We start from the raw sequence: 13,805 nt of genomic DNA on the forward strand, positions 1-13,805 counted from the left end.
ATGTAGTCGTGATCGATCTCGCGAGCCCCGACCATCATGCGCTGGCTGAATGTAGTCGTGATCGATCTCGCGAGCCCCGACCATCATGCGCTGGCTGAGGCATTTTTGGTCAGCCAGCGCCCGAAGCGGCCGGTCACCCTGTTCGTCGAGCCGCCGGATCCGGCCTTGATCGAGGCGGCCGTCGAGGCAGGGGTCGCGGTCTATGCCGTCGACGGGCTGAACCGGGCGGCGCTCAAGCCGATCCTCCAGGCCTGCATCAGTCGCTTCGACGCTGCCTCGAAGCTGCGCGAGGGGCTGGACGAGGTGCGGTCGCAGCGCGACGACCGCGCGCTGATCGATCATGCCAAGGGGATCGTCATGCGCCTCAAGGGGCTCCCCGAAGCGGAGGCCTATGCCCTGATGCGCCGCACCGCGATGAACGAGAAGCGCAAGCTGGTCGACATCGCCCGTTCCATCATCACCGCGACCGAGGTCTTGAAATGATCCTGGGCCGGAGCGTCACCGTCCTGCGCCTCGCCGATGCCGCCGCTTGCTGATCGCAGTGGACGATGCCGGCTTTGCGGAAGGCCGCCCGGTCGATGACGTTGTCGCCGGTCTCGGTGCGTTGAACAAGGCCGGACGCCATCCTGACCGGCCCGCTTGTCATTCTGCCGTCATGCTGACCCGTCAAGCGCGCCCTCCCAGGGGCTGCGGCGGAGGCGGGCGTGTCACTTCATATCACGGGCGGAACAGTTCTGACCGCCGCGCTCACCCGTGCCGATCTCGTCACCGATGGATCGTCCATCGCTGCGCTCGATGCGTCTCCTCCTGCCGGCGCCTTGCGCCTGGACGCCACCGGCCTGCTCGTCCTGCCGGGCATGGTCGATTGTCATGGTGATGCCTTCGAGCGGCACATCATGCCGCGACCGCGCGTGTCGTTCGATATCGATCTCGCTCTGCGCGATGCCGATCGCGCCATGCTGAGCTGCGGTATCACCACGGCCTTCCACGGCGTCACCTGGTCCTGGGAACCCGGCCTGCGCGGAGCCGGTAATGCGCGGCGCCTGGTCGAGGCGATTGCACGGCTCGGGCCGGAACTTGGGGCCGATACCCGATTTCATTTGCGCCACGAGACCTTCAACCTCGATGCCGAGGCCGAGATTATCGAGTGGCTGCAGGCGGGGCGCGTCGGAGTGCTGGCCTTCAACGACCATACCGGCGGGATCCTCAAGGAGACGACCCGGCCGGACAAGGTCGCCAAGATGGTCGAGCGCACCGGCCTCTCACATGCCGACTTCATGGCCCTGGCGCAGAACGCCCATGACCGCGGCGACGACGTGCCGGAATCGGTCGCGCGGCTGGCGAAGGCCTCGCTGGCCGCCGGCATTCCGACGCTCTCGCATGACGACATGAGCCCGGACATGCGGCGTTGGTATCGCTCGCTCGGCGTGACCGTGGCGGAGTTCCCGATGGATGAGGCGACGGCGCGCGAGGCGGTCGCGCATGACGAGGCGACGGTGTTCGGCGCGCCCAATGTCGTACGCGGCGGTTCGCATACCGGCTGCCCGGCCGCCGAGGATATGGTCGGCAAGCGGCTCTGCACCATTCTGGCGTCGGATTACTATTATCCGGCGCTGCTGCTGGCGCCCTTCATGCTGGCGCGCAACGGCACGGCGAGCTTTCCCGAGGMCTGGAGGCTGGTTTCCGAGGCCCCGGCGGAAGCCCTTGGCCTGGCCGATCGCGGCGTCATTGCGCCGGGCAGGCGGGCGGATCTGATCATCGTCGAGGATGCGCCGCAGCCGCGCGTCGTTGCGACGATTGCTGGCGGCAAGCTGGTGCAGCTCGCCGATCAGCGTCTTCTGGCCTAAGTAGCGTCCCTGGCCTGATCAGGCGTCGTAGCCGCGCAGGCTGGTCAGGGTGGCCATCACGCCGCGCAGCTCCGCGAGGCCGCGCAGGCGGCCGACGGCCGGATAGCCCGGGAAGCTGCCCTTGCCGATATCGTCGAGCAGTTCATGGCCGTGATCGGGCCGCATCGGGATGCGCCAATGGCGCCAGCCGGCGGCCTTGCGGCGCTGCTCCTCGACCATCAGCACATCGACCAGCGCCACCATGTCGGTGTCGCCGCCGAGATGCTCTGCCTCCATGAAGGAGCCGTCCGGATCCTTGGCGACATTGCGCAGATGCGCGAACCAGATCCGGTCGGCGAAGCGCCGGGCGATTCCGGGCACGTCGTTCCCTGGGTTGGCCCCCAGCGAGCCCGAGCACAGCGTCAGGCCATTGGACGGGGTATCGACCGCACTGAGTATGAAGGCGATGTCGCTCTCGTCCGAGCAGATGCGCGGCAGGCCGAAGAGTGGGCGCGGCGGATCGTCGGGGTGAATGCACATGCGAATCCCGACCTCTTCCGCAGTCGGGATCACCGCCTCGAGGAACCGCTTCAGATTGGCGCGCAACCCGTCATGGCTCATCTCATGATAGCGCGCGAGCATGCGCTTCAGGCCGGGCACGTCATAGCGATCATAGGCGCCGGGCAGCCCGGCCATGATATTGGCGAGCAGACGGGCGCGATCGGCCTCGGTCGAGCGCTCGAACCAGGCCTTGGCCCGGTCCATCACCTCGGCAGAGTGGCCGTCGGCGGCGCCAGGTCGCTCCAGCATGAAATGGTCGAAGGCGACATATTCATGCAGGTTGAAGCGCAGCGCCGTGCCGCCGCCGGGCAGGGGGCAGGCGAGTTCGGTCCGGGTCCAGTCGAGAACCGGCATGAAGTTGTAGCAGACCACCTCGATGCCGCAGGCGGCGAGATTGCGCAGCGACTGGCGGTAGTTGACGAAGATCGGCTCGAGATCGCCTTCGCCGATCTTGACGCTTTCATGGATCGGCAGGCTCTCGACCACGGACCAGCGCAGGCCGAGGCTCTTGTCCTTTTCGATGATCGCCTTGCGCGCCTCGATCTCCTCGACGCTCCAGACGACGCCATAGGGAATCTGATGCAGCGCGTTGACGATGCCTTGCGCGCCCGCCTGCCGTGCCTGGGCGAGCGTCACCACATCGTCCGGCCCGAACCAGCGCCAAGTTTGTTCCATCGTCGCGTTCCTTCCTTGTCGTTTCTTGTCGTGATGCAGAGAATGCGGCCGGCTCAGGCCTTGCGGATCGGGGTGTTGGCGACGAAGGCGTCAACATGATTGCGCGCGATCGCCTCGATGGCGTCGAACACCGTGCGCAGATGCGCCCGCATTGCCGTCTCGGCGCCGAGCACGTCGCCGGCGCTGACCTTCGCGGCGATCTCGCGATGCTGGTCCATGATCATGCCGGGCCAGGACGCGGCCTCGAGCGACAGGCAGCGCACGCGGTCAAGCTGCGCCTTGACGCCTTCGATCAGGCCCCAGACCGAGGGGTGGCCCGATAGCCGCGAGAGCTCGGCATGGAAGGCCTCGTCAGCACGGAAGAAATTGACGCGATCGCCCACTGCGAGCGCCTGTTCCTGCTGGGTGATCAGCCGTTCCAGCGCGGCGCGCCCGGCATCGTCGATCCGCTGCGCGGCCAGCGTGACAGTGCGGCATTCCAAGGTTTCGCGCACGAACTGGCTGTCATAGACTGCCGCCAGATCGATCGGCGCGACGAAGGTGCCGACCTGCGGCACGACCACCAGGAAACCTTCGTCGACCAGTCGCTTGAAGGCCTCGCGCACGGGCGTGCGGCTGACCCCGAACTGGACGGCCATCCGCGCTTCCGACATCGCCTCGCCCGGCAGGAGCACCGCGTTGAGGACGTCGTCCCGCAAGGCGCGGTGAATCTGGTCTGTGCTTTGTCGTGCCGCTGCGCTGCCCATTGCCAAGCTCTGGTCCACTAGTATACTAGGATACCGGGCAATCCGAGGCGGCGTCAACGTGAACTTCGCCGAGGCTGATGCCGAAAGGTGTCTAAGAATCCAAAAGCGGTAAATCCGTACCGAAGGGAGAAGTCATGGTCCAGGACAGCATCAATCGGCGCACATTTCTCGGCGGCGTCGCAGGTCTCGCCGGTGCCGCGGCCTATGCGCCGGGCGCCTTCGCGCAGCAGCTCAAGCTGCCGACCTCGCCGGTCGCGCTTTCCGTCGTCGATGTCGCCGGCAATCTGGCGCTGACGCAGAAGGCCATTGAGAATTACCGCAAGGCCAAGCCGAACCTGGTCTCGCGCATCACCTTCACCAAGGCGCCCGCGCCGGAGCTTCCCGGCAAGCTGAAGGCACAGCAGGAAGCGAACCGCGTCGATATCGACATGGTGCTGACCGGGACCGATGCGCTTTCCGCCGGTGTCGACCAGAAGCTTTGGACGCCGCTGTTGCCGCAGCTTGCAGGCTCGCTGCCGAAGCTCGACGAGATCTATCTCGAAGGTGCCGCCAAGATGCAGGGCCTCGCGAGCGGGCAGGGCGTCGTGGTGACCTATTATCCGTCCGGGCCGCTGCTCGAGTACATGCCTGACAAGGTCAAGAAGGTGCCGACGACGGCGGAGGAGCTGCTCGCCTATACCCGCGAGAACAAGAACCGCTTCTTCTATGCGCGCCCCGCCAATTCGGGCCCCGGCCGGACCTGGATCATGGGCCTGCCCTATATCCTCGGGGATTCGAACCCGAAGGACCCGGTCAAGGGCTGGGACAAGACCTGGGCCTATCTCAAGGCGCTGGGCGAGAACGTCGAGTACTACCCGGCCGGCACGGGTGCGGTGATGAAGGAGCTCGGCGAAGGCTCCCGCGACATGACCGTCACGACCACGGGCTGGGACATCAACCCGCGCGTGCTCGGCGTCGTGCCCAAGGAAGCCAAGGTCGGCGCGCTCAAGGGATTCCATTGGGTCACCGACGCGCACTACATGTGCATCCCGAAGGGCGTCTCTGACGAGAAGCTCGCGGTTCTGCTCGACCTGATGAACTTCCTGCTCACCAAGGAGCAGCAGGCCTACACCTATGACGAGGGCTATTTCTATCCGGGTCCGGCGGTGAAGGGCGTGACGCTCGACATGGCGCCCGCCGATAGCCAGGCGGCGATCAAGGAATACGGCCGCCCCGAATACGAGAAGCTCATCGCCGAGGCTCCGCTCGAGACGCCGCTCGACCCCGACCAGATGGTGCTCGCCTTCCGCCGCTGGGACGAGGAAGTCGGCGGCGCCAAGCGCAAGTGAACGAAACCCGCTAACGACAGCGAGCCGGTTCCGGCCGGCTCGCTTCGCCGTCACATTTCCTGACTGAACCCATCAGCCGCTTTCCAAAGACGTGACCTAAATGACGATTCACGCTGCGAACTTCCGCGAGCTGCGGCTCGACAATCTGAGCCGCGACTTCGGCACTCACAACGCCGTCAAGGACGTGTCGCTGACGATCAAGAAGGGCGAGTTCATCGCGCTTCTCGGTCCGTCGGGCTGCGGCAAGTCGACGACGCTGAACCTGATCGCGGGCCTTCTGCCGGCGACGGGGGGCGGCATCTGGCTCGATGATCGGCGCATCGACCCGCTGCGGCCCGAGGAGCGCGGCTTCGGCATGGTGTTCCAGAATTACGCCCTCTTCCCGCATATGAGCGTGAAGCGGAATATCGGCTTCGGTCTGAAGATGCGCGGCGTCCAGAAATCCGAGATCGAGCGGCGTGTCGGCGAAGCCGCAGCCCTGGTCCGGTTGCAGGGCCAGACCGAAAAACTGCCCGGCCAGCTCTCCGGCGGACAGCAGCAGCGTGTCGCCATCGCCCGGGCCATCGTCGTCGAGCCGCCGCTCGTGCTGATGGACGAGCCGCTCTCCAACCTCGATGCCAAGCTGCGTCTCGAGATGCGCGCCGAGATCCGCCGCATCCACAATACGCTCGGCGCAACCACGATCTACGTCACGCATGACCAGGAAGAAGCGTTGTCGCTGGCCGACCGCATCGTCGTGATGCGTGACGGCGAGGTCCGTCAGGTCGGTGGGCCGGAAGACCTGTTCTCCCGCCCCGACCATCTCGATGTCGCCGAGTTCATGGGCTTCCGCAACAAGGTCGCCGGTCGCGTCGCCTCTGTCGAGGGCGAGCGTGCGACCGTCACCGTCGGTGACGCCAAGATCGTCGGGCGGGTGCGTGGCGCGGTGGCGCCCGGTGCTCAGGCCTGGCTCGCGATCCGGCCGGAGGATCTTCACCCCGCAACTGCCGGGGGCGCCGGGCTCAAGGCGTCCGTCGTCTCGACCGAGTTCCGCGGTCGCGAATTCGTCGGCTTCTCCCGCATGGCGGATGGAACCGATCTCTCCTTCCTGGCGCATGACCGCATCGCGCCGGGCGGCGAGGTCACTCTGGCGGCAGATCCCGATCGCGTCCTGGTTTTCGGGGGGGCGGCGTGAGCGCGACGACATCCATCCCCCTCAGCCAGAGGCTCGCCGCACGCGGCATCGATTCTCTGACATTGCTGGTTCTGCCAGCGGTGTTCTTCCTCTTGGCGCTGTTCATCTACCCGTTCCTCTATGGGCTCGTGCTCTCCTTCACGCCCAAGACCGGGCCGATGCTGGCGAACTACACGCGCTTCTTCTCGGATTCCTTCCTGTACGGGACGATCGCGACGACGCTCTGGCTGGCACTGCCGGTCACGATCGTGACGCTTCTGCTGGCGATCCCGATCGCCTTCCGCGTGCGGATGATGAAGCATCAGCGCCTGCTGACCACGATCCTCGTGATCCCGATCACGCTCGGCACGGTTCTCGTCGCGCAGGGCCTGTTGAATTATCTTGGCCCCCAGGGCTGGTTTAACCGTACCCTGCTGACGCTCGGGCTGATCTCGACGCCGGTGAAGCTCCTGCACAATTACTGGGGCGTCTGCATTTCACTCGTCATCACCGGCTTCCCCTTCACCTTCCTGCTGACCCTGTCCTACCTCTCCGGTGTCGATCCGGCGCTCGAGCAGGCGGGTGCGACGCTGGGCGCCGGGCCCTGGGAACGGTTCAAGCACATCCTGCTGCCGCTCCTGCTGCCGGGTCTGGCGATCACCTTCTGCCTCAGCTTCGTGCAGGCCTTTTCGGTCTTTCCCTCGGCGGTCTTGCTGGGGGCGCCGGCCGGGCCGACGCGCGTCATCTCGATCGCGGCCTATCAGGCTGCCTTCGAGGAGTATGATTATTCGATGGCGTCTGCCGTCGCGATGATCATGGGCGTGGTGCAGCTCAGCATTGTCGTCGTCGTGCTGGCCGCGCGCGGCATGCTCTACCGTGGCCCCGCCGGTGGCGGGAAGGGCTGAGATCATGGTCAAGGATACCCGCCTCTCCAGCAAGCTCTGGGCTGCCGCCAACTGGACGCTCATCGGCTTCTTCATCCTCAATCTCGGCGCGATGATCGCGACGGTGGTGACCAGTTCCTTCGCGACCCGCTGGCTTGGCACATGGCTGCCGGCCGGCTGGACCACGCGCTGGTATTCGGCCGCCTGGAGCGAGTTCCAGCTCTCCGACGTGCTGAGCGTGACCTTCCAGATCGTCTTCCTGGTCGTGTTCCTMTCGGGCCTGCTCGGCGTTCCAGCCGCCTATGCGCTGGCGCGGCGGGACTTCCCGGGCAAGAAGCTCGTCATGCTGCTGTTCCTGCTGCCGTTGCTGGTGCCCCCGATCACCTTCGGCATCCCGCTCGCGACGGTGCTTTACAAGCTCGGTCTTGCCGGCGGCATGTCGGGTGTCGTGCTCGCCAATCTGGTGCCGACGGTTCCCTTCGTCATCCTGGTGATGATCCCGTTCATCGAGCAGATCGACACCAAGATCGAGGCGGCCGCCCGCGTCTTCGGGGCGAACACCTTCAAGCTCTTCATTCACGTCCTGCTGCCCCTGCTGATGCCGGGCATTCTGGCTGCATTGCTGCTGGTTCTGGTCAGGACGATCGCGATGTTCGAGCTGACCTTCCTGACCGCAGGCCCGACCAGCCAGACACTCGTCGTCGCCCTCTATTATGCGGTCTTCGCTGCGGGCGTCCGCGCCGTGCAGTCGATCGATGCCATGGCGGTGATCTACATGATCACGACGCTGATCTGGCTGGTGATCGCGCTGCGCTTCGTTAACCCGACGCAGATTGTCGCCCGCGCCAAGAAATAGAATGCCGAAGTGACCCCGGCCGCCTTTGGGCGGCCGGGCCCCTGCGACGTATGGGCATGGCGACATCCACCATACCGGTATGCTAGATAGACCAACGGATGGGGGATGAGCGGGACGCTCTGCCCATGACGATGGAACCCAGCCTCCGCCTTAAGGATCCGATCGCTCCGCAACTGGTTTCGTCCTTGCGGCAGGCGATTATTGCCACGCAGCTCAGGCCCGGCGAGGCGCTCTCCGAAAAAGATATCGCCGGCCGCTTCGGCGTCAGCCGTCAGCCGGTCCGTGAGGCCTTCATCAAACTCTCCGAAGCCGGTCTCGTGCAGGTCCTGCCGAGCCGCGGCACCTATGTGATGAAGGTTTCGATGCGGGCGATCGCCAATGCCCGCTTCGTGCGCGAGGCGGTGGAATGTGCCATTGCGCGCGCGGCCAGCGCATTGATCACCAAGGACGACGTGATGCGGCTGCGCTGGCTGATCGAGCGTCAGCGCGAGGTGTCTGCCCTCGCCGATCGCGCTGCCTTTGCCGTGCTCGACGAGAATTTCCACCAGACCCTGGCCGAGATCGTCGATTGCGACTACGCCGCCCGCATCGTCGAAGGTGCTCGCGCCCAGACTGACCGCGTCCGCTATCTGTCGCTGCCCGGTGCCTCGCCGGTTCCGCTGCTCGTTGCGCAACACGCTGCGATCCTCGATGCCATCGAGGCCGGAGACGCCGATGGAGCCGAATGCGAGATGCGCAGGCATTTGCGCGAGATCCTCAACGCCTTGCCCCGGATTGCGCAGAACTATCCCGAGCTGTTCGAGGACGAAGTCATGCCGGCACATACGCAGGTGCTGCACAGGCCCTGATCGGCGGGCCCAGGGGCTCAGGGAGCGTCCGAGACCCGTGCCGATCGATCCAGCAACGTGATCCGGGATCGCCCAATGGTGCGCAGCCAGACCACCCGAAACATGGCGCGGCCAGTGCAGACTGATCCCGAGTCATTGCTGTCCGAGAAAGTGACCCTGACCAGGGAGCGGGAAACGCTCCTCATCACCCTCTACGCCAAGGGCGAGGAAAGCCGCCTGCGGGATTCCCTGCTGCATGATCGCTTCGCCGCGAGCGCGGTCCGCCGGATCGACTATGACTTCCGGAAACTGGGCGTCAGCCGGGATGACATGATCGCGCTGGCGATGCGGGCGCATATTTTCGATGGCTGGACCAGTGATTTCATCATGCGGCATCCCGATGCGACGGTGCTGCATCTCGGCTGCGGCCTCGACAGCCGGGTCTTCCGGATCGATCCGCCCCCGAGCGTACGCTGGTTCGATCTGGACTATCCCGACGTCGTCGCGCTCCGCCGGCGTCTCTATCCGGAAAGACAGGGTTACACCCTGATCGGTTCCCCGGTGACGGAGTCGGGTTGGCTCGATGACGTGCCTTCGGGCCGGCCGACAATGATCATTGCGGAGGGGCTGCTGATGTATCTCCGACCGGATGCCGTGCCACGGCTGATCAAACGGCTGGTTGCGCATTTCGGGCATGGCGAACTGGCCTTCGATGCCTTCAGCCCGTTCGGATTATGGCTTGTCAGCCATCACCGCGCGGTGCGGGCGACCGGCGCCACGCTGTTATGGAGCATCGACGAGCCGCGCGAGCTTGAAGACCGCATTCCCGGGCTGAAGCTCAGGAATGACCTGACCGCCTATGATCCGCGCGGTTATGACTCTGCCCAGATTGCCAGAATGTCCTGGCCCGCCCGTCTGACGGTCCTCTTCCTCTCCGCCTTTCCGCCTCTCGGGCGCATGGGCCGGCTGCTCCGCTTCCAGTTTTGAGCGCGGCAGATCGCCGGGCTGAATCCCATGCGCAAAACCGGTCGAAAATTGCCTGGTTTCGCGTATAAGGGCGCGTGAAGCTCAACACGCGCCGCCCATGTCCGGATAAAATGCAGCACTATCAGTCATATCGATTCTCCGTCGCACCGATGATGGATTGGACGGACCGGCATTGCCGCGTCATCCATCGCCTGATGTCGCGCCGGGCGCGGCTCTATACGGAGATGGTGACGGCGCAGGCGGTGATCCGCGGCGACCGGCAGCGCCTGATCGGCTTCGACGCGATGGAGCAGCCCGTTGCCTTGCAACTCGGCGGCAATGATCCGGCCCTGCTGGCCGAGGCCGCGAAGATCGGCGCCGATTTCGGCTATGACGAGATCAATCTGAACTGCGGCTGTCCCTCCGACCGCGTGCAGGGCGGGGCCTTTGGCGCCTGCCTGATGCGGGAGCCCGCGCTGGTCGGTGACTGCGTCGCGGCGATGAAGGCGGCGGTCTCCGTCGCCGTCACCGTCAAATGCCGCATCGGCGTCGATGATCAGGATCCGGAAGCAGCGCTCGATGCCCTGACCGCCAGCGTGCGCGCCTCCGGCGTCGATGCCCTTATCGTGCATGCCCGAAAGGCCTGGCTGCAGGGATTGTCGCCGAAAGAAAACCGCGAGATCCCGCCGCTCGACTATGAGCGCGCCTATCGTCTGAAGGCGGCAAATCCGGACCTGATCGTGGCGATCAATGGCGGCATCCGCGCTCCCACGGAATGGCCGGCTCACTTGGCGCATCTCGACGGCGTGATGATCGGCCGCGAGGCCTATCAAAATCCCGAGGTGCTGCTGCAGGTCGACCCGCTGCTCTTTGGCGAGGCGGCTCCGGTCGACGATGCCTTCGCCATGCTGGAGGCGCTCGAACCCCATATCGCGACGCATCTCGAGAAGGGTGGCCGGCTGCATGCCTTCACCCGTCATCTCGTCGGGCTGTTCCCGGGCCGCCGGGGGGCGCGCCAGTTCCGCCGCCATCTCGCCGAGCATTGCGTCGGAAGCGAAGCGGGGCTGGCGGATTTGCGTGCGGCTGTCGCCCATGTCTCGCGCTACGAAGAGGCGGCCGCCGCTGCATAGGAGTCTGCCATGACCGTGCCCGACCAGTCGCTTCCAGATGCGGACGTGGTCAGGCGCATCGAGGCGAGTTTCGGCAAACAGGCCTTCATGACGACGCTCGGCGCCCGGCTTGCTCGTGTCGCTCCTGGCGAGGTCGAGATCGAGCTGCCGGTCTCGGCCCATCTCACCCAGCAGCACGGCTTCGTCCATGCCGGAGCGGTCGCCACCATCGCCGATTCCGCCGCAGGCTATGCGGCGCTGACGATGATGCCGCCGGGCACCGGCATCCTCACTGCCGAGTTCAAGATCAATCTTCTTGCGCCTGCTGCCGGCGAACGGCTGGTGGCGAAGGGCAGGGTGGTCAAGGCCGGCCGCACCCTGACGCTCGCGACCGCCGAAGTCTTCGCGCTGAAGGACGGCGCGGCCAGGCTCTGCGCGATGATGACGGCGACCTGCATGACCATTGCCGGTCGCGACGGCGTGTCCGACTGAATGCGTGCTCCGACCGCGGAAGAAGGCAGCGCCATGGATATCCTCGATCACGCCACTCAGCCGCAGGAACACTGGCGCGACGGGGTGAGGACGCTGATGCGCGTTTCGGCACGGGTCGAGAGCCGGCAGCTCTGCATCTTCGAGCAATATTGCGAGCCCGGCCTGGGCGCGCCGATGYATCTCCACGCCGTCGAGGAGGTGCTCGAAGTGATCGAGGGCACGGCCGAGATCACCCTGCGCGACGAGACCCGGACCGTGACGGCCAATCAGTCGGTGCTGATTCCGGCAGGCGCCCGCCATGGCTTCAGGAATGTCGGCGCCGGAATCCTGCACGTACGCGCCACCCTGGCCGCATCCATCTTTGAAGCGTCCTATGACGATCGCAACGAACTGTCCCGGCGCTATGTGCCGGATTGAGTGTGCCGGCGTGGCGCTGGATGGAGTAGGCGCCTCGTAGCCGCGTCTCCTGCCCCTTGGTCACGAGCGCTTGACGCTGCCTGAATCGATGCCTAAACTTAACTCAATGGTTAAGTATCAAGAGCCGTCGCTCGACCGCACCTTTGCCGCTTTGGCCGACCCGACGCGGCGGGCGCTTCTGGCGCGGCTCGAAGGGGTGGATTCCGTCTCGGTCAGTGACCTAGCGCGACCCTTTCCGGTCACGCTGCCGGCCATCATGAAACATCTCGACGTGCTGTCGGATGCCGGGCTGATCACGCGGGAAAAGACAGGCCGCACGGTATCGTGCCGCCTGAACGCCGCACCGATGGAGGAAGCTATGGGGTGGCTGCGCCGCTACGAGCGCTTCTGGCGTGAGAAACTCGATGCGCTCGAGGCCTATTTCAACCGCCCGCGCAAGGATCGGGAGCCTGATCGCGGCGCGCCACCATGCAAGACCAGCGACAAGACCTGATCGATCGACCGGAGGATAATCATGGACAAGAAGGTCGAGACCGCGCCCAGCCTGACGATGAAGCGGCGGCTCAATGCGACGCCGGCGGAGGTCTACCGCGCCTGGACGCAACCGGAACTGCTCGCGCGCTGGTTCGGGCCGGAGAATGTCCGGGCCGAGAAGGCGGAGATCGATGCGCGCGTCGGCGGCCATTATCGCATCTCGATGCGCGGCAGTGATGGTCAATTGCATCACGTGTCCGGCGAGTATCACGAGGTCGTCGAAAATGAGCGCCTCGTCTTCAGCTGGGCCTGGATCTCGACGCCGGAGCGCGTCTCACGCGTGACGGTGACCCTCAAGCCGGACGGGGATGTCACCATCCTGACGCTGCTTCACGAGCAGTTCTACGACGAGGCCGCGGCCGGCCGCCATGTGCATGGCTGGACAGGTTCGCTGGTCAAGCTGGAGCAGCTCTTCTCCTGACAGAGCCGGGCGAGCTCAAGGGACATCATCACCAAGGGGCGGCAACGCCTCCGGAGCCTTCAATAACGATGCACGATCAAGCCCCTCAGGCCGGTCGGCGCGAATGGATCGGCCTTGCCGTCATCGCGCTGCCCTGCCTGCTCTATTCGATGGATCTGACGGTCCTGAATCTCGCTGTGCCGCAGCTCAGCGCGGAACTCAGGCCCAGTGCCTCGCAACTGCTCTGGATCGTCRATATCTACGGCTTCATGATCGCCGGCTGCCTGATCACCATGGGCACGCTGGGAGACCGGATCGGCCGGCGCCGGCTGCTGCTGATCGGTGCGGCGGCGTTCGGCCTCGCATCGATCCTGGCCGCTTTCGCCAATAGCGCCGGCACGCTGATCGCGGCGCGCGCCGCATTGGGTGTGGCGGGGGCGACGCTCGCGCCCTCGACGCTCTCCCTGATCCGCAACATGTTCCTCGATCCGCGCCAGCGGACCGCGGCCATCGGCATCTGGATCGCCAGCTTCTCGGCGGGCGGCGCGATCGGCCCGCTGGTCGGCGGCATCATGCTCGAGCATTTCTGGTGGGGCTCGGTCTTCCTGATCAATGTGCCGGTGATGGTGCTGCTGCTCCTGCTCGGCCCCGTGCTGCTGCCGGAATTCCGCGACCCGAATGCCGGCAGGCTCGATCTTGCAAGCGCCGCCATGTCGCTCGTTTCCGTGCTGGCCGTGATCTACGGGTTGAAGCGGATTGCCGAGGATGGCCTGGGCTGGCTGCCCATCATGGCGATCCTGGCTGGGATGGCGCTTGCCGGCCTCTTCCTGCGCCGCCAGGTGCGCCTGGCCGAACCGTTGGTCGATCTGGCGTTGTTTCGCTCCAGGGCCTTCAGCGCTTCACTGACGGTCAACATCCTCGGCTTCTTCATCGCCTTCAGCAGCTTCCTCTTCACCGGTCAGTATCTGCAGCTCGTGCTGGGAATGAAGCCGCTGGAGGCCGGGCTCTGGTCCCTGCCCTCTGCGCTTGGT

General features: G+C 65.5%; 16 protein-coding genes. 14 read left to right on the top strand and 2 right to left on the bottom strand.

Features of this window, described 5'->3' with window-relative positions:
• The first annotated feature begins 36 nt into the window (after positions 1-36).
• Entirely contained in the window at positions 37-483 is a 447-nt protein-coding gene (locus AC1DRP_RS26995) for an ANTAR domain-containing response regulator (RefSeq protein ID WP_476770067.1), read from the top strand.
• A gap of 221 nt (positions 484-704) precedes the next feature.
• The gene (locus AC1DRP_RS27000; protein ID WP_476770068.1) at positions 705-1,847 is read left to right on the top strand and encodes an alpha-D-ribose 1-methylphosphonate 5-triphosphate diphosphatase; all 1,143 of its coding nucleotides are present in this window, start codon (positions 705-707) and stop codon (positions 1,845-1,847) included.
• Positions 1,848-1,865: 18 nt separating this feature from the next.
• On the opposite strand, the gene uxuA is transcribed toward AC1DRP_RS27000, so the two are convergent.
• Both uxuA and AC1DRP_RS27010 read right to left on the bottom strand, forming a co-directional pair.
• Positions 1,866-3,062, bottom strand: coding sequence for a mannonate dehydratase (gene uxuA, locus AC1DRP_RS27005; protein WP_441506593.1), 1,197 nt, complete (start codon positions 3,060-3,062; stop codon positions 1,866-1,868).
• Between the two features lie 53 nt (positions 3,063-3,115).
• Complete coding sequence (locus AC1DRP_RS27010; RefSeq protein WP_441489175.1) at positions 3,116-3,865, bottom strand: GntR family transcriptional regulator; 750 nt, start codon at positions 3,863-3,865, stop codon at positions 3,116-3,118.
• A 77-nt stretch (positions 3,866-3,942) separates the two neighbouring features.
• Here AC1DRP_RS27010 and AC1DRP_RS27015 point away from each other — a divergent pair, with 77 nt between their 5' ends.
• The 12 genes from AC1DRP_RS27015 to AC1DRP_RS27070 form a co-directional block, all read left to right on the top strand.
• A complete protein-coding gene (locus AC1DRP_RS27015; protein ID WP_441489176.1) occupies positions 3,943-5,136 on the top strand; it encodes an ABC transporter substrate-binding protein in 1,194 nt (397 codons plus the stop codon).
• Between the two features lie 100 nt (positions 5,137-5,236).
• Positions 5,237-6,310, top strand: a complete 1,074-nt coding sequence (locus AC1DRP_RS27020; protein ID WP_441489177.1) for an ABC transporter ATP-binding protein — start codon at positions 5,237-5,239, stop codon at positions 6,308-6,310.
• Complete coding sequence (locus AC1DRP_RS27025) at positions 6,307-7,194, top strand: ABC transporter permease (protein WP_441478761.1); 888 nt, start codon at positions 6,307-6,309, stop codon at positions 7,192-7,194. Before AC1DRP_RS27020 ends, AC1DRP_RS27025 begins: the two co-directional genes overlap by 4 nt.
• A 4-nt stretch (positions 7,195-7,198) precedes the next feature.
• Positions 7,199-8,029 carry an ABC transporter permease gene (locus AC1DRP_RS27030; RefSeq protein WP_069882107.1) on the top strand — a complete coding sequence of 277 codons (831 nt, stop codon included), beginning with the start codon at positions 7,199-7,201 and terminating at the stop codon, positions 8,027-8,029.
• A gap of 125 nt (positions 8,030-8,154) precedes the next feature.
• On the top strand, positions 8,155-8,877 hold the full coding sequence (locus AC1DRP_RS27035) for a GntR family transcriptional regulator (RefSeq protein WP_441489178.1): 723 nt from the start codon (positions 8,155-8,157) through the stop codon (positions 8,875-8,877).
• Positions 8,878-8,952: 75 nt separating this feature from the next.
• Entirely contained in the window at positions 8,953-9,843 is an 891-nt protein-coding gene (locus AC1DRP_RS27040) for a class I SAM-dependent methyltransferase (protein WP_441506591.1), read from the top strand.
• A gap of 110 nt (positions 9,844-9,953) precedes the next feature.
• Positions 9,954-10,952: a tRNA dihydrouridine(20/20a) synthase DusA gene (gene dusA, locus AC1DRP_RS27045; RefSeq protein ID WP_441506590.1), complete on the top strand. Its 999-nt coding sequence runs from the start codon at positions 9,954-9,956 to the stop codon at positions 10,950-10,952.
• Positions 10,953-10,961: 9 nt separating this feature from the next.
• Complete coding sequence (locus AC1DRP_RS27050; RefSeq protein WP_441506589.1) at positions 10,962-11,423, top strand: PaaI family thioesterase; 462 nt, start codon at positions 10,962-10,964, stop codon at positions 11,421-11,423.
• On the top strand, positions 11,424-11,840 hold the full coding sequence (locus AC1DRP_RS27055) for a cupin domain-containing protein (RefSeq protein ID WP_476770069.1): 417 nt from the start codon (positions 11,424-11,426) through the stop codon (positions 11,838-11,840).
• Positions 11,841-11,910: 70 nt separating this feature from the next.
• Positions 11,911-12,333 (top strand): ArsR/SmtB family transcription factor, encoded by a 423-nt coding sequence (locus AC1DRP_RS27060; RefSeq protein WP_441506588.1) that lies wholly within the window; start codon positions 11,911-11,913, stop codon positions 12,331-12,333.
• Positions 12,334-12,354: 21 nt separating this feature from the next.
• Complete coding sequence (locus AC1DRP_RS27065; RefSeq protein ID WP_441506587.1) at positions 12,355-12,795, top strand: SRPBCC family protein; 441 nt, start codon at positions 12,355-12,357, stop codon at positions 12,793-12,795.
• Positions 12,796-12,863: 68 nt separating this feature from the next.
• Positions 12,864-13,805 (top strand): MFS transporter (locus AC1DRP_RS27070; RefSeq protein ID WP_476770070.1); only part of this gene is annotated, 942 nt, incomplete at its 3' end.

It is taken from the genome of Allobosea sp. 01N443, assembly GCF_056399325.1.

Coding starts and splice junctions, on each gene's coding strand:
- AC1DRP_RS26995 (WP_476770067.1), top strand. CDS start 37: ATGCGCTGGCTGAATGTAGTCGTGATCGATCTCGCGAGCCCCGACCAT.
- uxuA (WP_441506593.1), bottom strand. CDS start 3,062: ATGGAACAAACTTGGCGCTGGTTCGGGCCGGACGATGTGGTGACGCTC.
- AC1DRP_RS27015 (WP_441489176.1), top strand. CDS start 3,943: ATGGTCCAGGACAGCATCAATCGGCGCACATTTCTCGGCGGCGTCGCA.
- AC1DRP_RS27020 (WP_441489177.1), top strand. CDS start 5,237: ATGACGATTCACGCTGCGAACTTCCGCGAGCTGCGGCTCGACAATCTG.
- AC1DRP_RS27035 (WP_441489178.1), top strand. CDS start 8,155: ATGACGATGGAACCCAGCCTCCGCCTTAAGGATCCGATCGCTCCGCAA.
- AC1DRP_RS27040 (WP_441506591.1), top strand. CDS start 8,953: ATGGTGCGCAGCCAGACCACCCGAAACATGGCGCGGCCAGTGCAGACT.
- dusA (WP_441506590.1), top strand. CDS start 9,954: ATGCAGCACTATCAGTCATATCGATTCTCCGTCGCACCGATGATGGAT.
- AC1DRP_RS27050 (WP_441506589.1), top strand. CDS start 10,962: ATGACCGTGCCCGACCAGTCGCTTCCAGATGCGGACGTGGTCAGGCGC.
- AC1DRP_RS27065 (WP_441506587.1), top strand. CDS start 12,355: ATGGACAAGAAGGTCGAGACCGCGCCCAGCCTGACGATGAAGCGGCGG.